The organism is bacterium (genome assembly GCA_008933615.1).
GTDB lineage: Bacteria > CLD3 > CLD3 > SB21 > SB21 > SB21.
Genome location: WBUR01000001.1, coordinates 127281 through 144879, shown reverse-complemented (window position 1 = coordinate 144879; position 17599 = coordinate 127281). Strand labels below are relative to the sequence as shown.

Here is a 17599-nt window from a genome sequence, read left to right as displayed (position 1 = left end):
ATTACTTAATAATAATTAAGAATAACTTAAGTTGATAGTCCATCAATTTTCTTGCATTTTTCTTCCGTTGTGAAAGTGCGGGCTTAGTAAAGAAACGAAAGAAAACAAAGATGGAAACATATAAATCATTGGAAATCTGGACAGCACAAACCTTATGCGATCTCGGAATTCTGGCTTCCGTCATTTCATGTTTACTTCACATTGGCAGACCGTATTTTGAACGCATCCTGTCGCGGTTCACATTAAGGGTTGCGGCAGATTTGTGGTGGATGATGTATGTTTTACTACGTGATGGCTCGCTTTTTCTTGCAGTTCTTTTCGGATTCCTGAATCTCAATTTGGACTTAATGGCCGATATAAAGATCGGGCTTCCTTTTATACCATTTGGTACAGTGGCTCTGGCCGCCGCATTGGCCGTGAAAGTTTTTCATAACACCGAAGACATTAATAAAGCATTTCGCTTTACAACTTATCTGGTTGTAATTGGAGGTGTTTTCAATATCGTCGGTTATGTTTTTGTTATGGAGGGGCCGGGCAGTGAATATGCAGTTGCACAAACCGCGTTTTGGCAAACGTTGCATTCGTGGCGTTCCAATAAAAACCCGGAGCTTTCGGTCATGACGTTTTACTCGTCATTCCTTATGCTTTCAGTTATCGGAGTGTTTGCCGTTGTAAAAGCTGTAAGGCTGTATAGCAAGCTCATAAAAGAGGGTTCAAAAAATGTTCAGTCTTAAGTTGAATGCAAAACTTTGTATTTCTTGCGGTATCTGTATGGATGTATGCCCGCATCGGGCTATCGACATGAGGGTTCACAAATCATATAATATTGAAGGCGAACTTTTGTCTTTCCTGTCGCTTCACTCGGATGAAAACAGGGAATTGCCTCCGGCGAGAATGATGACATTTCCGTGGTTAGCAAATCCTCTTCACTGCAACGGATGTTTACTTTGTGAAAAAGAATGTCCGGTGAGCGCGCTGTCGTTACAACAAGTTGCAGACAATGTACCTTTCCATAATCTTAATAATTACGAACCAGAGCCTGTCGTGGCTTATGATTCAGTGGGAAAAACACCATGTATTTAGTCGCCATGATGAGTTTAAATCTAGGCTCAATTTCTTAATAAAAATTAAGGATAACTTAAGTTGTAAGAATGTCAATTGTCCTTAACTTTACCACACTAAATACTTTTGCTCGGAGAGGTTGCACTCTCTTGCTTGTATTAACTGCAAATGTCAAATACAACTAATAACCCTTAGAAGAGGAGAAGATATGAACAGAATATCATGTTTTTTGAGAGTCTCTGTTACCCTTGTATTCATGGTGCTTGTTGTAGGTTGCGAAGCCGATAAGAAAGAGGTTTTGGTCGATGCACCACCAATCGCCTATGTTGGATCGGAGACTTGTGCTACTGCCGATTGCCATCCGGACATCTATGCCGATTTTGTAAAATCCGGCCATCCCTACAAAGTGCAGAAATTAAACGGGGTTGCTCCCACATTTCCGGCAGGTACATCAGCTGGAGTCCCCAATCCACCCGCCGGGACCTCCTGGACGGATTTCGAGTATGTAATCGGAGGTTACGGGTGGAAAGCCCGTTTTCTCAAATCGGATGGGTTTGTTTACGGAACCGGCGGTAACGGTGGCGGTCAAGGTCTGAATCAGTACAATCTGGCTACGTCGGCTTTTGCTGATTACAATAAAACTTCTGAAACAAAGTACGATTACAACTGCTTTATTTGCCATACCACCGGTGCAGATCCTGACAGCGCATGGAAACCCAACATGTTTGGCAATTTTCAATTTACCGGTGTCCAGTGCGAAGAATGCCATGATAAAGGTTCACAGCACGCATTCAATCCTGAAGGCATACCTATGCTGATTGATCGTACAAATGCGCTTTGCGGCAAATGCCATCAGCGCGGAGGATATACAGCCACCGTGCCGGTCAATAAAGGTTTTGTGGAACATCATGAGCAGTACAATGAACTCAAGGCAAGCCCACATTCAAACTTATCGTGCGTCACATGCCATGATCCGCACAAGGGCCTTTTGTACTTCAGAGACAACAGCAACGGGAATATGAAAATCGAATGCACAAGTTCAGGTTGTCACACAGGTAAGATTCAAAACGGACCGCACGCCTCTGTGGACTGTGCCAAGTGCCACATGGCGTATACCGGAAAATCAGCTATTGCCGCTAATGTACATAAAGGCGACATTTCCAGTCACATCTTTAAAATCAATGATACGGCCGTTCCTAAAGACTCTATGTTTACTATTGGATCTATGACCGGCACAGGTTCCATCCGCCTGGCAAGTGGAAAATCTGCCGGCGTTACTTTAGATTGGGCCTGCTATTCCTGCCACAAAGACGGCAATAATGTAGGAGGAACGGGGAGTACAAAATCTTTATCAGAACTTTCTGTTTACGATATGCATCCTTAAATATTGGAAGCACATTCGGAATGCGAAAAGGCGCTCAAACGTGAGCGCCTTTTTATTTATATTTTCTAAGTTATCGTATGATTTGATGAGTCGAGAGATACAGGATCAAAATTCCAAGCGCGATCCGATACACGATAAAGATAAGCGTGGAACGCGTTTGAAGCCAGCGCAGTAAAAACGCAATCGAGAAATAGCCGACGATTCCCGCAACGACGGTTGCCACGATCAGATTAAACAATCCCTCATCGCCGATGCCATGCTGCAAAATATCTTTGAGTTCAAGTAATCCGCTTGCCAGGATCGCCGGCACGGATAACAGGAATGAAAACCGTGCAGCGCTCTCCCGTGTTAATCCTAAGAACAAGCCTGCCGTTATGGTCACGCCTGAACGCGACGAACCGGGGATTAACGCCACGGCCTGAGCAATGCCGATAATCTGCGTGTCGAGAAAATTCATCTCTTCGATCTTTCGCCGGTGTTTGGCTGCTACTTCCGCTAAGCCTAACAACAACGCTAATCCTATGAGGCTCCATCCGATAATGGACAGACTCCGAAGATCGTTTTCAATCTGATGTTTAAATACAAGGCCAAATATACCAACAGGTAGTGTGCCGAGCACGATAAACCAAGCCAATTTGATCCGCCTTAACGTCTCCACGTCCCATTGGTTTCGTTGCTTAAAGTGAACGATAGATTTTGTTCCGGCCTGAGTGAGAGACCATAAGTCATTCTTAAAAAACACGAGAACTGCGGCAAGCGTTCCGAGTTGCGTTACGGCTGTAACAGCTGCTCCTGGATCGTTCCATCCTAATAGAGACGGTATGATGCGAACATGCGCCGTGCTGCTGATAGGCAGGAACTCGGTTAATCCCTGTACTAAACCAACCACAAAAGATTGAAACAGATCCAAATTAAACCTCTCATAAAATAAAACGTGACTACTCAGCAAGAAAGAATAACGAACAAGGATTAACAATTTAAAATTTAAGAATCAAGGAACCGGAGTTGAGACAGCAAAGAAAAATAGTCAAAAGCAATAAGCGCGAAAAGTCGAAAATCATAAATCAAATATCGTTAATCCTTGTTCTTAAATCATTCATACAAACCTGAATAGTTACAATAAAATCAAAAAAAAACCCCACATTTAACCATGCGGGGTTATAAAACATAATGTAAATGTGATTAGAGTTGTTTTTGGACGTTGCCCACGACTTTATTGATTATAGCTTTTAACGTATCAAAAACACCGTTACCCTTAATTCCGACCGCTTCATAATACGGAACGCTGAAATAATTGAGGCGTTTCTGAAGATTTTCTACCGTTTCAATATCCGGCAAATCGCGTTTGTTGTACTGGATAACCCAGGGGAAAGTGTCCAAACTGTGTCCGTCTTCGCGCAAATTGTTTTCAAGATCCAACAGGGTTTCAATATTGCCGTCCATTCGGTGCTTTTGCGAATCGGCGACGAATACGATACCGTCTACTCCATTCAAAATAACTTTACGGCTGGAGGCATAGTACACCTGGCCTGGAACGGTGTATAAATTAAATTTCGGTTTTTTACCTTTAATACGTCCGACTTCTAACTGCAGGAAGTCAAAAAAGATGGTACGATCTTCTTTGGTTTTCAACGAAACGAGTTCACCGGCTAAGGATGGATCCATTTTGGAGTGAATATACTCTAAGTTGGTGGTCTTTCCGCTCATACCGGGGCCGTAGTAAACTATCTTCAAGTTTATCTCTTGCAACGCCCAATTGATGAACATTAGTCTGCCTCTCTATTAATTGGTTTAAAATAATTCAATATAAGATCCGTTATTTGAACGATTCATCCAGAGCGTCGCCGAGCAAAGAACCGAACTCGGAATCAATCAGGTCTTTCGCGCTGTCGTCGGTTTGGTTTGCTGAATCTTCAAAAATATCCAACAGATTCTGAATTGCTTTTTTAGTATAGATGCGGATCAGTCCAAGTGTAACGCTGGTATCAAACACAACGACAAGAAAAAAATTATCCCCGACGTTGGAAAGATAAACGTTCCTTTTCTCGCCCTCATGGAAGAGTAATTTGAATTTAGCGTCTTCCCCTACGAGTTTCGCCATTTCGGCTGTTGCGGCAAAATCACTCGCAGCAAGAGCGGATAGCACCGTCGTGTTCATTTTATCGGTATTTCCGCGCTGGCTGATCAACTGCCCGCTCATGTCGGCGAACAGGATCGCAGAGGCTTTAGTCTTTGAAGCCAGTTCAGACAAAACCTTTGTGACGCCTTCAAATTGTTTCCCGTTAAGGATAATTTGTTTACTGCCGTCTTTTAATTTCTTCGTCTGCAACATAACGGTACCCTTTTTTATGTTAGAATTAACAAAATTTTCGTTTTGCTGTTGAAATGCGGTATGAAATCAGAACGGGAATTGATTTAACCTAAGTGTATATAATTTTTGATCAACAGTCAATATTTTTTTTCTTAAACTATACAGGATCAGGATATCTTTTTTCGCTTCAACCGGTCGATCGCAGCTTTTAAGCTCTCACGTAATCGTTCGATCGCATTAGCCAATTCCCCGATTTCATCTGAGGAGTCTATTCGAACGATACTCTCAAGGTCACCCATACTGATTTTGTCAGCCGAGTCTGTGAGATATAAAAGTTGTTTGGTCAGTTTATTGGAAAGATATACAGAAACGATAATGCCCATAATTATTGAAAATGCCAGGACGCCGCCAACTAAAATAGCCGTGCTGCGAATGATATCGTCCATATATTTTCGCGACATGCCCACGTGGGCATAACCCAGCACGCTTTCGCCGATTGGAGTTGATATCTCATAATTCTCAATCTCAACCATTTCGCCTAATTCATTGGCATTCTCCACCTTTGTAAGATCGATCTTGTAATCGCTCTTGATCTCCTTGATCACGCTTTCCTGCAATACCTGGCGTTGGTTGTACGAACCAACCTTAAATTTTTGGGCCGCGACCTTTTTATCTTTATCGGAAATATAGACATAAGATACGGCTGTAAATTTGGATGAGATATCGACAAGATTTTGAATATCCACTTCATCGTCGCCGACCAACGGCCTTTCGACTTGTTTTGCCAATGTGGTTGCGATGGCTTTCCCGCGTTCGGTCAATTCCGTCTGCAGTGAATCCGATACAAGTTTTACTACAAGGAAAGTAATACCCACTCCGATGATGAGCGCGCCGCTAACAATAACGATCGGCACTTTCCATTTAAGACTGAGACCTTTAGCCATACTTCACTCCGATTTTCACTTAAACAAATTTTTACAGAGATTTGATCTGTTTAAACATAAATTTCTGAAAACTAACCTGTTTGGCGGGATCGTAAATTTCATTACTAATGCCTTCCACCAACGCAGCTACTTTGTCTTTAGGAAACGTGCTGCGGCTTTCCCCAAATCCTTCGATCACATCGTCGACAATAATAGATGCGACCGGGCCTATAAGCTGTATCAACTCATTCTCAACCGTTTTGAAAAATTTTTCATCAACGACCTCTTTGCGAACAGGCTTCGTTTCGGCGCCGGATTCGACAACGCCCGCCTCAACCAAAGTGTACAAAATAGCGGCAATGTCCATTTCTCTCATATTCATCTTCTGAGACAATTCGGTAACAGATAACTCGGCGTCCGATAATGCATTCAGAATCTCCCAGTCATTACCCTTTAACTTGATCGAACCGTGGGGCTCCTGCCCGGTTTGTTTGAATTTGATGCGAAAGGAAGGGATAAGATGATGAATTTTTTGCCATGATTGAAAGAGAGCAGTGCTTTCAGAAAGCAATTGGCTCGTATCTTTTTCAATGGTTTTTTGTGTGGTCGTCGAACCGGGTTCAAATGCGAATTTGCCCGACTGCCAAAGAACCAGATCCCGGAATGCCGTTTCTCCAAGGTAGTTATCGCATACCGCGTGCACGACACGTCCGCCTGCGAGATAAATTTCTCCGTTTTCACGAGCGTCTTCTTTTTGCAGTAAGAGTTTTCCGTCTTTGTCGCCCGATGCAAGCAGTTTGAGGATATCGATCACTTCGACATACGCCAAATTTCCCGTTAATACGCTTGACATAAAGTCTCCTTATCCTACAAAAAATTAGTTGACTATCTCGGTGAGCGTCCAGCTGTCCGGATCCATATTGCTGCGAACCAGAAAACTACGCCGCGTCGTTTCCACTTTGGCTACGCGTTTTTGAAATTTTTTGTCGGCTTCAAGATCGGCGATGGCGACATTGATGGTGAGCCGTAACATAGCAAGGCTCACATTCACATCGCACAATACGACCAGATTATAGTTATGCTGGGTAAATGCTATTATTCTGCCGCTGTCGTACTTAAGATCGTATTCGTTGCTCACCGACTGAAGTCTGTCGCATATCGCCGCCATTTGCACAAAATCTTTTGCGATTTCGACGAACGTATCCTGGTCAAAACCGGGCGGCAAGGACTGAAACACGATTTCTCCGTCATTCAAATAAAAGAAAGAGGACTTGACGCCCGCTACGCTATTTATTTCTGCCAATTTATCCTTCATACATTCCTTAGGGTCGCGTGTTTTTCTTTAACGAGGCGCCGACTCGGCCTTTAGCAGCGATTGCTCGATAACTTCGACTGAAGCCTTTGGGTCTACATTTAATTCAACTACATCCTCGTTCCACTTCGACAGTACTTTTCGTTCCGTTTTTCCGCTTAAAATGCCGGTCTTAAATGTGCCGAACTTGGTTGCGCGTCCGATCTTTTCGATCTTTCTTGTGATAAATGCCATGGCGGCCGATGCGCGCTTGCCGTTTGCAATACCCTCTTCCATGAGAATTTCTCCCAGGATACTGCAGATAAGAACGCCGTTTACGCCGTTGACGTTTTTTATATCTTTGCTGAATTTAGTCAGCGCATCGCCTTTTGCCTCAGTCGCCTCGTCAATAATTCGCAGGCCTTCCAACAGAAGATTGCTCCACGGCGTCGTGATCGTGCGTTTCGGCGGCGGAACATCGTTCTCAACTTTGAACGGCCCTTCTTTGATCTTTAAGATCTGATGAACGGCTTCTTCGCCCTCTGAATTGCCGAAGGTCGCGTGAACGATATTACCTTCCGCAAAATAGATCTTGCCGACTTTCTGACGGAGATCAAGCGTGAATAACGCTTCATTTTTCTCCAGACAGTTCAACTGAACAATATTTGCCAGTTTCAAATCTTTTAAATTACCAACCAGGGCCATTATACCATAACCTTCGAGTTTACTTCACAGCTTCAGCGATAATATTTTTCATCGCCTTTATTTCAAACGGTTTCTCAACGTACCGGAAAGCGCCATTATTCATAGCTTCTTCCTTTTTTTCATCCGAGCCATAAGCGGTCATCATGATAACAAAAGTCTGAGGACGTTCTTTTTTGACGCGTTTCAAAAGTTCAATGCCCGTGATACCGGGCATCGTAATATCGGTGAGCACAACGTCGAATGGATTTTCGGTAAATTTTTCCCATGCTTCGTTGCCGGAAGCCGCCGTGACTACTTCGTAATTTTCTTTGGAGATAATAAAACTCTGATACAAACTGAATGTCAGAGTTTCTTCATCATCTACGATCAAAATACGTTTTAATTTTTCGGACATAATTGCCTCTGATAAAAGCCGCTATCTGTCAAACTACTTCTGTCAAAAAGACGGGTGTTTGCGGGATAAGTTCGAACAAAATCACATGGATTTTTGACCATAAAAACCGGTGAAAAATATACTTAAAGAAACCTTTCTTGTCAATATATTTATTGAATTTATTGACCGGTTTGACGAGGAGCATTAACTAAACTTTACACTATTTACTGCTCAGTTACCCACGCACAAATTCAGTTTCAAACATGTCATAATGCGATACGGCCATACCGCATTTTTGATAGGTAATTTTGGCATTAACGTTGTCTTTGTCAACATATAGTCTGATTCCGCAAACAGGGTGCTTAGATGATTCGGTGAGTATAAATTCATAGATCTTCCGGTAAACACCCATTCCCCTGAAATCGGGATGAATGAACACACTCTGAATCCACCAAAAAAGCCCGTTTCGCCAATCGCTCCACTCATAAGTTATCATAAGTTGACCTACTATGCTTTCTTCAAATTCAGCAACACAATAAAAACCGTATTGAGGTTGGTCAAAGAGATTTGCAACGCCTCGCCTGAGAAGCGTTTCATCTAATTGTTTGTTTTCAGTTTCTATCGCCATTTTCTGATTAAAAGAGACGATAACGGGCAGATCTTTTTTTTGCGCGCGTCGGATGGTGAGGTTATTCATAAAGCCCTTATTTTGTTAATATTATTTGAGTATCATGTCGTCTAGGTATTTAGCGTATGTTGGTTTAGATCAGCTAATTCAATTGTTACAAATGTGTGGTTCAATAATACAAAGTTATCAAAACGGTAATCAAAATTAAATAATATTATTATATTTTAGCAACCGATTGGCTATTGACGTTTCATTACCCACGTTATATATTAACTATAATGAAAATAAGCATTGTCATTCCTGCATATAATGAAGAGAGTATCATCGGCGCGTGTCTTGAATCCGTAGTAAACGCCGATAAACCGGAGTGTGTCCTGGAAATTCTTGTGGTTAATAATGCAAGCACGGATCAAACGGAAAAAATCGCACGATCGTTTTCCGATGTGACGGTGATAACCGAGCCAAAAAAAGGTCTCACCAAAGCGCGTGAATGCGGACACCGCTCATCAAAGGGCGATGTATTGATGTATATCGATGCCGACACAAAAATCCCTAAACATCTGATCCGCTTCGTTGAACAAAAATTTGCAGAAGATCCAAAACTTGTCGCCATGTCGGGACCGTACAAATACCATGACTGGAATTGGTACGGGCGGCTGACCTTGTGGCTTTATCACTGGACCCTCGTCCCGTTGACGCAACTTGTGATAAACAGAATCTTAAATAAAGGGAGCGTTTTTTACGGAGGAAATTTTTCATTGCGAAGATCATTGCTTGAAAAGATCGGCGGATTTGATACGGGACTGGAATTTTGGAGCGAGGATACTCAAATCGGGAGGAGGATGAGCCGGGAAGGAAAAGTGAGATTCTACCATCGCGCTTACGTTTTTACATCCGCGCGCAGATTTTATGATGAAGGGTTTGTTCGTGTATTAATGCGGTATATTTTAAACTTTTTTTGGGATATTTTTTTTCACAGGCCATTCACCAAAGGATATATCGATGTCAGAACTTCGGATAAAACTACACGAGAGAATTAGCTGCCAATTAGGCCACGGACTTAATTCTTTACAAACACCTTTTTTACCGGTCCTTCTACCTTTAATTCAGCGGTATTGATCATCAACTGATTTCGCACAATTTTTTCCCCTGTGCTGCCAAGTGCCCACGAAAGTTTCTTTGTTTTTCCATCCTCGACCATCGGAATTTTGAACTGAATCTTGTTTTGAACAACCTCAAGTTCGTAATAGCGGTCGTCATCAATATGCAGCAAACACTGTGAATTAACCTCCGCGTTCAAAACAACGGCTTCGCCTTCCAGAAAATATGCCGTTCTTTTTTCAATTCTGATTTCTTTGTTTATTACAGGAAAGGGAATAAGACTTAGTTTGTCCGTGGTTTTTAGAATGTTTTTGTAAACGAAGTCGTCTTGAAAAAAAGATACATATTCCTTTGTGTAATCGTTTTGAATGCGAGCAAGGAATATCTGTATAGTTGGCTGCAATGGAAATTCAATGTGTATCGACATCTTGCCATCGGAAGGCTGAAAAAATTGTGTATAGTTATTGAATGATGCAAGCGAGCCGCGATCGTAATCGTACTGCAAGTCAAAAATCAAAAATTCAGAATTCCTTTTCGAAAGCTCTAGTTTAGAAAACAAGATACTTCGGGAGGTAAAGACCTGCGTTCCGTAATGCCGTATCGTATATATGACTAATCTGCCGCGAGCGCCGCGAATGAGAGTATCCTTTACGACGCTGTCTTTGAAGGAAATCACGCCTGCGCCGATGTGCGTAAATTCCGGACGCAAGATGTTCGCGCGATGGCCGGGGCTCTTCATCCATTGTTCCATTAGTTGCGATGCAACCTCTTCGGGCGCGACGTCTAAACTGTGCACGGCGATATTTTCTCCGACCACGTAATCCGATAATCCGGTTCTATAAACGCGATCCGACGGGTTTTTTAATTCGACCGTGGGTGAGGTATGAGAAAAATAATTAAGTCTCAGCATTTCCTGCGAATGCTGACGCGCGGCGGATTGCAGAGAAACGTCATAGGACAATTCGTTTAATCCGGCCTTTTGGCGCTCCGCATTGACTAATTTCAAAATGGTTTTTTCAGCTATCGCAACGCCTTCAATTGAACTGAAATCATCTTGAATGAAATTATAGGTCTGCGGATGAATCCGGGTAAGAGCAAAGCTGAGAAATAAGAATGCATGAAACAGTAAACGGCTAATGGTCATAACGTTGTTGGGTTCCAGATGAAGTTATTCGATTTTGTTATGCGGAAGCGTAACGCAGGGCGGCTTTGATGAGTTCCTGAAGCGACATCGGGTTGTCCGGATTTTCCTGAAGTGCGCGCACAATCGCCTTTTCTGAAACGGATTTATGATAACCGAGGGAAATCAGAGCCATCATAGCTTCGTCTGCCGTTTGCGATGATCCGGAGGCCGCAAATTTGGATGCTGCATCGACCGTAACGCCCATTTTTGCGACTTTGTCTTTCAGTTCCACCACGATCCGCTGAGCCGTTTTTTTTCCAATCCCAGGGACGGCAGTGAGAAGAGTTAAATTTTCGTGAGCAATGGCGTGTTTCAGCTCTTTTACGGCGATGCTGGAGATGATACCGAGCGCCGACTTCGGGCCTATTCCGGAAATAGAAATCAGGAGCAGGAACATTTCGCGTTCTTCTTTCGTCGAGAATCCGAATAATTGAAGAACGTCTTCGCGCACGTGCTGATAGGTAAGTAGTTTTGTCGTTTCACCGATAGCGCCGATTTTATCATAACTGCTTATTGGAATCAGCAGTTCATATCCGATGCCGCTGACATCGATCACAACCCGCATCGGAGTTTTTTCTGCAACGATTCCCTGAATATGTGCGATCATGATTTATTTTATGGTCGAGTGAACAAACAAAAATAATTACGGTATTCAGTGTACGAATTAGTCCTTCATGATTCAAGACCATTCGCATTATAAGTAACCCAATTTTGCAAGACTGGTATACTGCGCGCCGGCCACGATGATATGATCACGAACCGGAATGCCCATGATCTTACCCGCCTGGCGAAGCTGTTCCGTGATCGAAATATCTTCCACACTCGGTTCCGAATTTCCGCTAGGGTGATTATGCAGGAGAATCACGCTGGCTGCACGATCATCAATTGCCGCTTTAAATACTTCGCGCGGGTGAACAAGGCTCGCATTGAGCGTTCCTTCGGAAATGGTCACCTCGCGAATCACCCTATTGGCGCTGTCAAGCAAGACCACTTGAAAGATTTCTTTTTTGAGGTCGCGTAATAAGGGGATAAATTTGTCAGCGACATCGTCCGGTGTTTTTATTTTTACTTTTTCATTCGGCCGATGGGCCTGTACTCGGCGGAGTATTTCAAATGAAGCAACAAGTTTGATCGCTTTTACCTTGCCGATACCCTTGAACTGACGTAATTCCTGAAAATTACATTTGGCCAATTCCGCAATATTTCCGTAATCGCCGATCAGCGTTTTCGCAAGGTCGAGCGCGGTGATGCGTTTCGTGCCGCTTCCGATCAGTATCGCCAGAAGTTCCGCATCGGTCAATGCAGCCGATCCGCGCTGCTCCAGCTTTTCTCGTGGACGGTCCTCTCTTGACCAGTCCTTTATCTTAGAGTGATATTCCGAGGTTTCACGAACTTTTTTTTCGACACCCATACTTCGTTTTTAGCTATTACCCGACCCCATGCTAATGCGTAACACTAAACATAAAACAAAAAATGTCAAAGTGCTTATTCGGCAACGTGATAATTTTTCATTTCTTGTGTATATTTTTCATTCTTCGAAGTTGAAAATACTCCAGCCATGCGGTTAGCATGTGAGAATTTGAAATTCATCATACTTGGCCCATGCCGCATTTATCACAGAAACTTGCATTGACAGGAATGGAAGCGCCGCAGTTCCGGCAATATTTGCTGTAGAGTTCATCTACGCGGGACATAGGCTTCAATTCCGGTTCAAAACAATCGCGATATGCCACGGCGGTCGTAAGAAACAGCAGAGGCAGCGTGAATACGACACCTACGATACATGCGATAACGCCCAGCGCCGATAATATTGCGACGACAAACGCAAATAGCGTATACATTACCCAATCGCCTTTGGTTGCATTAAAACTTTCCTTCATCGCGTCCAGCGGCGAGAGATTTTTTCTGACAATCAAAGGAATGGTCATAAAGAATAAACCGCGTACGATGAGAGAAGGAATATAACATAAAAATGCGCCGGCAAATTCCAGCAGACTCACAATAAGGCTGGCGACGAGGATATTCACGTAAAATTCGGTTCCGCTGAATATATCCGAATAGGATATTTCTTCTCCGTTCATTTGTTTAAATGCCGTATTGAATATACCGCCGATAAAAAATGCTGAGACGAAAGTAATGAGAAATTGCGTAACAAGGCCCAGCGTCATCGACTGCATGAAACTTTCAATCAGTGACTGGATTATATTTCCTTCCGTTATCGCAGGCTGGGTCTTAAAACTGAAGTACTGCATGAATCCATATATCAGTATGATAGGGATAATGAATATGATCGTCATGACAACCCAGGTTTGCCACTTAGCCGTCAACAGATTCCATGCTTCGGTGATCCATTCACCGAAACGGACCTTTGTGTTTTGAATCATGATTCTCTCCTGAACAATTAAGACATTCCACAGTAGGATGCTAATATCTTAATCAATTTATTTAAGTGCTACGGTTTTACCATCGGGCAAACAAGCTATGAGTTGCCCCGATTTACAGCAATTGTCTTTTTTGTCCGTTGTGTTCATGATCTGTGAATGTTCCCTTATTTCCATTTCTTTCTTTTCCTTATGCGGAGCATGCGGGTGCCATCCTGCGAGATACAACATAGCAAAAAAGCCGATAATATAACCGAGTGTGACATGCCAGCCGTCTTTGATCCAAAACACAACCGACTTGGCTTTGGGGAACATATTGGTCAGAGCGACGCCGGCAGAGGAGCCGAACCAAATCATCGAACCTCCGAACCCAACCGTATAAGCTAAAACTCCCCAATCGTATCCACCCTGTTCCAACGCCAGCTTGGTCAATGGAATATTGTCAAATACCGCAGAGACAAATCCAAGAGAGAATGCGGTCTGCCAGGATGCGGGCGGAAGGGCATCCACCGGCATCATAGATGCGCACATGACGAGTGAAAGCAGAAATACAGCGCCTTTCAAAGCGCCGGGCAATTCATGCCAAGCCGTTTTTCGAAAGGTTGAACCTATAAGAATGGCAATCCATACCCCAACGGCCGGAAAATCTAAAAGGAAATTGGTTGTGATCGCGCCGGCGAGGATGATAATTACGATTAAGATTTTACCCCAATCTATTTGGATGTTCTCCATATTTGCTTTTACCAAAGGCTGTAAAGCGTGCTGTTGTCTGGCAGCGATAAAACCAAATCCAAGAAATGACACAATCGAACCGACAAAAGCATGTGTAACGTCGAGAGGGCTAATGCCGTCGATCCACATCATGGTGGTGGTCGTGTCCCCAACGACACTGCCTGCGCCTCCGGCATTACTTGCTGCGACGATCGCAGCGAGAAACCCGATATGTACATTGCCTTTAAAAACGACCATTGCGATCGTTCCACCGATCATCGCCGCCGCTATATTGTCAAGGAAAGACGAGAGTATCATCACAAGGAAAAGCAGAACCGAACCCCCCAACCATCCGCCCGGCAGCCATCGGGGCAGCATTTCCGGTACTTTCGATTCTTCAAAATGTTTGGCGAGCAGAGCAAAACCCAGTAACAGGCCGAGCAGATTAACCAAAATTTCCCACTCGTGGTGTAAATGATTTATGAGATTGAATTCTGAAAATCCGAATTTAAAAATGAGGATTGCAGCAAGTCCGCTCAAAGCAACTTGCAGAACATAATGATGGAACAGCGCAACGCCCAGGAGAGTCAATGCAAAAAGAATAAACTCGAATGGAATTCCCAGAAACAGCCATTGCCCGGTATCCGATTTTTGAAAAACAGGCTCCTGCGCAAACATCAAAAGAATACCGATGACGAGCACGACAAAAATTCCGATTACGACGGGGCGGGAAAAGATTTTGTTGGGCGAAACAGGTTCGCTACTCATGGCACACTCCTTAAGTTAATTAATAAAAACTTAAACACAGGTATACTCATAACACTCTTATATTATCAAAAAAACCTCACGAGTCTCTTAGATACACGTGAGGCTTTTGATTAATTGAAATGTCAAAAAATCATTTAATTGCAACTACGTTTCTACTAGGTAAACCCGCTTTCACTTGTCCTGGATTACAACAGTTGTCTTTTTCACTGCTCTTTTGTATCAATTGTGAATGTTCTTTTGCTTCGGTTCCCGTGTCTTCCTTATGCGGAGCATGCGGATTCCAACCGACAATATACAACATTATAAAAAATCCGATAACGTAACCGACCGCTACGTGCCAGCCGTCTTTCAGCCAGAATACCACTGATTTTGCTTTTGGAAAAATATTGGACAGCGCGACGCCTGCCGATGAACCAAACCAGATCATGGATCCGCCGAACCCCACGGCATACGCTAAAATGCCCCAGTCGTATCCGCCCTGATCGAGAGCCAATTTGGTGAGTGGAATATTATCAAAAACCGCAGAAACAAATCCAAGCGAAAATGCAGACTGCCATGTAGCGGGAGGCAGGGCATCCACCGGCATCATGGATGCGCACATCACCAGCGAAAGAAGGAAAAGGGCGCCCTTCAAAGCGCCGGGCAGTTCATGCCAAGCTGTTTTGCGGAAAGTCGCGCCAATAAAAATAGCGATCCAAACGCCGACTGCAGGAAAGTCAAGAAGAACATTGGTAGAAATGGCGCCGATAAGTATGAGGGCAACGACCAGGATCTTTCCCCAATCAATGTTAATATTTTCCATATCTGATTTTACAAGCGGCTGAAAACCGTGCTGTTGTTTAGCGGCAATAAACCCGAAAGAGAGCAGCGCAAAAAAGGCGCCGACGAACGCGGGTAACACGTCCTTATAACTGACGCCGTCAATCCACATCATGGTGGTGGTCGTATCGCCGACCACGCTGCCCGCGCCGCCTGCGTTGCTCGCAGCTACAATCGCAGCGAGGTAGCCGATGTGTACATTGCCTTTGAAGACGACCAGGGCAATGGTTCCGCCTATCATCGCGGCCGCGATATTATCGAGAAAAGAAGACAAGACAAATACAAGGCACAATAGGACAAATCCCCCCATCCAGCCTGAAGGAAGGTACTTTGGCAGAACGTCAGGAACTTTTGATTCCTCAAAATGTTTGGCGAGAAGCGCAAATCCAAGCAAAAGGCCCAGCAAGTTAATTAAAATCTCCCATTCATGGTGCAGATGGCTGACCAGATTAAAGTTTGTAAACCCTAATTTGAAGATTAAAATGGCCGTCAGGCCGGTGAGGGCAACCTGCAATACGTAATGATGAAAAAGTGCGACGCCAAACAAGGTCAGCGCAAAAAGAATAAATTCAAACGGAATACTTAGAAATAGCCATTGTCCTTCGTCGGATTTATGGAAGACCGGCTCGGTTGAGAAAATCATGATTATACCCAACACAAGAAATATAAATATTCCAAGCATGACGGGGCGCGAAAAAACCTTGTTAGGTGACACAGGTTCGTTACTCATAACAAACTCCTATTGATGTGAACTTAAAGTTATTTACAAAGATTCTTTTCGACGGTGGTATTTAGATTTCCGGTATTCTTTTGCGAAGTCGCAGTAAATTTCCCAATTACGCCGGATCGCGATGAGCGTTTGTTCGTCGGCTTGTTTTTTGACTTTGGCTGGAACGCCCATCACAATGGAATTGGGAGGGATGACCTGTCCCTGCATGACTATCGCTCCGGCGCCAATGATACAGTTTTCACCGATTTCCGCGCCGTTAAGCAGCGTCGAGTGCATTCCGATTATGCAATTCTTACGAACGGTTGCGCCGTGAATGATCGCGCTATGGCCGACCGATACGTTGTCTTCGATCAACGTGGGAAATCCGAAGTCCACGTGGACCACTGCATTATCTTGAATATTACAATTCTTCCCGATCGATATCGGAGCCATATCGGAACGTAAGACCGCCCCAAACCAGATCCCGCAGTTTTCGGCAAGGGTTACTTGACCGATAATGGAAGCGGTATGGGCAACGAAAACGGAATCATGAATGTCCGGTTTCCCGCACTGATCCAATCGAAAAGAATTGAGTTCGTACTCCAAATAAAAACCTCGATAATTACAACGGTTTGAGATTAAAAATTTACGGAATGGTAAAAGATGAGAACTGTGTTTTTTTGAACAGGTCAAATTGGAGAAAAAATCCCTAAAAGTCAATATGAGTTTTGTTTCCGTCGTGTCGAAATGCGCATCCTTCAGCGGCGCGGCAATCTAATTTATTTAACCTCACGGATAATATCTTGATTTTCAGCAGTCGGAGGATTATATTAGCCACGAAAAATTTATTGTTTTGGAATATTTGGAGTAATTATTTTGGCCATTGCAAAAAAGAAAAAAAAGGTAACGAAAAAAGCCGTTAAACCGGTAAAAAAGAAACCTACAGGTAAACCGGCAAAAAAAATAGCGGCACCAAAAAAGGCAACGTCAAAAACGAAAAAAACCGCGGTTAAAAAACCTGTTTCCAAATCAAAAAAAGTCACAGAAAAGAAATCCAATGCCAAGGCGAAATTAGCCGGAACGGTGACGCCGAAGTTAAAAACGAAAAAGTCGGTTACGGTTAAAAAAAGCATAACGCCCAAAACTAAGTCGACGAAAGAGCCGAAGAGAAGATTGGTTGACGTTGCGGATGATATTGTTAATGATGATCTGGAGAGACTTACGCCTGCTGAGATTGAAAAAGAATTAGA

At 43.5% G+C, this 17599-nt stretch carries 18 protein-coding genes and 2 pseudogenes; 4 read left to right on the top strand and 16 right to left on the bottom strand.

Going from position 1 to position 17599, the window contains the following annotated elements:
• Positions 1–110 precede the first annotated feature (110 nt).
• From F9K33_00575 to F9K33_00565, 3 genes are all read left to right on the top strand, one after another.
• Positions 111–734: a hypothetical protein gene (locus tag F9K33_00575; protein KAB2881581.1), complete on the top strand. Its 624-nt coding sequence runs from the start codon at positions 111–113 to the stop codon at positions 732–734.
• Positions 721–1083 (top strand): 4Fe-4S dicluster domain-containing protein, encoded by a 363-nt coding sequence (locus F9K33_00570; GenBank protein KAB2881580.1) that lies wholly within the window; start codon positions 721–723, stop codon positions 1081–1083. The genes F9K33_00575 and F9K33_00570 overlap by 14 nt, the downstream gene beginning before the upstream one ends.
• Positions 1084–1270: 187 nt before the next feature.
• Positions 1271–2446, top strand: coding sequence for a hypothetical protein (locus tag F9K33_00565; GenBank protein KAB2881579.1), 1176 nt, complete (start codon positions 1271–1273; stop codon positions 2444–2446).
• Between the two features lie 70 nt (positions 2447–2516).
• Here F9K33_00565 and uppP read toward each other — a convergent pair whose 3' ends face one another.
• The 9 genes from uppP to F9K33_00520 all read right to left on the bottom strand — a co-directional run bounded on the left by uppP (position 2517) and on the right by F9K33_00520 (position 8746).
• A complete protein-coding gene (gene uppP, locus F9K33_00560; protein KAB2881578.1) occupies positions 2517–3356 on the bottom strand; it encodes an undecaprenyl-diphosphatase UppP in 840 nt (279 codons plus the stop codon).
• Positions 3357–3628: 272 nt separating this feature from the next.
• On the bottom strand, positions 3629–4213 hold the full coding sequence (locus F9K33_00555; GenBank protein ID KAB2881577.1) for a GTPase domain-containing protein: 585 nt from the start codon (positions 4211–4213) through the stop codon (positions 3629–3631).
• A gap of 49 nt (positions 4214–4262) precedes the next feature.
• Positions 4263–4778 carry a hypothetical protein gene (locus tag F9K33_00550; GenBank protein KAB2881576.1) on the bottom strand — a complete coding sequence of 172 codons (516 nt, stop codon included), beginning with the start codon at positions 4776–4778 and terminating at the stop codon, positions 4263–4265.
• A 146-nt stretch (positions 4779–4924) separates the two neighbouring features.
• Positions 4925–5701 (bottom strand): HAMP domain-containing protein, encoded by a 777-nt coding sequence (locus tag F9K33_00545; protein KAB2881575.1) that lies wholly within the window; start codon positions 5699–5701, stop codon positions 4925–4927.
• Positions 5702–5732: 31 nt separating this feature from the next.
• Positions 5733–6533 (bottom strand): DUF4388 domain-containing protein, encoded by an 801-nt coding sequence (locus F9K33_00540; GenBank protein ID KAB2881574.1) that lies wholly within the window; start codon positions 6531–6533, stop codon positions 5733–5735.
• Between the two features lie 24 nt (positions 6534–6557).
• Positions 6558–6995 carry a hypothetical protein gene (locus F9K33_00535; GenBank protein KAB2881573.1) on the bottom strand — a complete coding sequence of 146 codons (438 nt, stop codon included), beginning with the start codon at positions 6993–6995 and terminating at the stop codon, positions 6558–6560.
• A 27-nt stretch (positions 6996–7022) separates the two neighbouring features.
• Positions 7023–7676, bottom strand: coding sequence for a DUF4388 domain-containing protein (locus F9K33_00530; protein KAB2881572.1), 654 nt, complete (start codon positions 7674–7676; stop codon positions 7023–7025).
• 19 nt (positions 7677–7695) lie between these two features.
• A complete protein-coding gene (locus F9K33_00525) occupies positions 7696–8070 on the bottom strand; it encodes a response regulator (protein ID KAB2881571.1) in 375 nt (124 codons plus the stop codon).
• A 214-nt stretch (positions 8071–8284) separates the two neighbouring features.
• Positions 8285–8746, bottom strand: coding sequence for a GNAT family N-acetyltransferase (locus F9K33_00520; GenBank protein ID KAB2881570.1), 462 nt, complete (start codon positions 8744–8746; stop codon positions 8285–8287).
• 209 nt (positions 8747–8955) lie between these two features.
• Between F9K33_00520 and F9K33_00515 the strand changes: the two genes are divergently transcribed.
• A complete protein-coding gene (locus tag F9K33_00515; GenBank protein KAB2881569.1) occupies positions 8956–9717 on the top strand; it encodes a glycosyltransferase in 762 nt (253 codons plus the stop codon).
• Positions 9718–9737: 20 nt separating this feature from the next.
• On the opposite strand, the gene F9K33_00510 is transcribed toward F9K33_00515, so the two are convergent.
• The 7 genes and pseudogenes from F9K33_00510 to F9K33_00480 all read right to left on the bottom strand — a co-directional run bounded on the left by F9K33_00510 (position 9738) and on the right by F9K33_00480 (position 16928).
• Positions 9738–10922 carry a CAP domain-containing protein gene (locus F9K33_00510; GenBank protein ID KAB2881568.1) on the bottom strand — a complete coding sequence of 395 codons (1185 nt, stop codon included), beginning with the start codon at positions 10920–10922 and terminating at the stop codon, positions 9738–9740.
• A 37-nt stretch (positions 10923–10959) separates the two neighbouring features.
• Positions 10960–11568: a Holliday junction branch migration protein RuvA gene (gene ruvA, locus F9K33_00505; GenBank protein KAB2881567.1), complete on the bottom strand. Its 609-nt coding sequence runs from the start codon at positions 11566–11568 to the stop codon at positions 10960–10962.
• Between the two features lie 87 nt (positions 11569–11655).
• Positions 11656–12372 (bottom strand): JAB domain-containing protein, encoded by a 717-nt coding sequence (locus tag F9K33_00500; GenBank protein KAB2881566.1) that lies wholly within the window; start codon positions 12370–12372, stop codon positions 11656–11658.
• A 178-nt stretch (positions 12373–12550) separates the two neighbouring features.
• Positions 12551–13345 carry a hypothetical protein gene (locus F9K33_00495; protein ID KAB2881565.1) on the bottom strand — a complete coding sequence of 265 codons (795 nt, stop codon included), beginning with the start codon at positions 13343–13345 and terminating at the stop codon, positions 12551–12553.
• A 189-nt stretch (positions 13346–13534) separates the two neighbouring features.
• A pseudogene (locus F9K33_00490) lies at positions 13535–14731 on the bottom strand (citrate transporter).
• Positions 14732–15080: 349 nt separating this feature from the next.
• Positions 15081–16283: pseudogene (locus F9K33_00485) on the bottom strand (citrate transporter).
• 120 nt (positions 16284–16403) lie between these two features.
• Positions 16404–16928: a gamma carbonic anhydrase family protein gene (locus tag F9K33_00480; GenBank protein ID KAB2881623.1), complete on the bottom strand. Its 525-nt coding sequence runs from the start codon at positions 16926–16928 to the stop codon at positions 16404–16406.
• Positions 16929–17599: the final 671 nt, after the last annotated feature.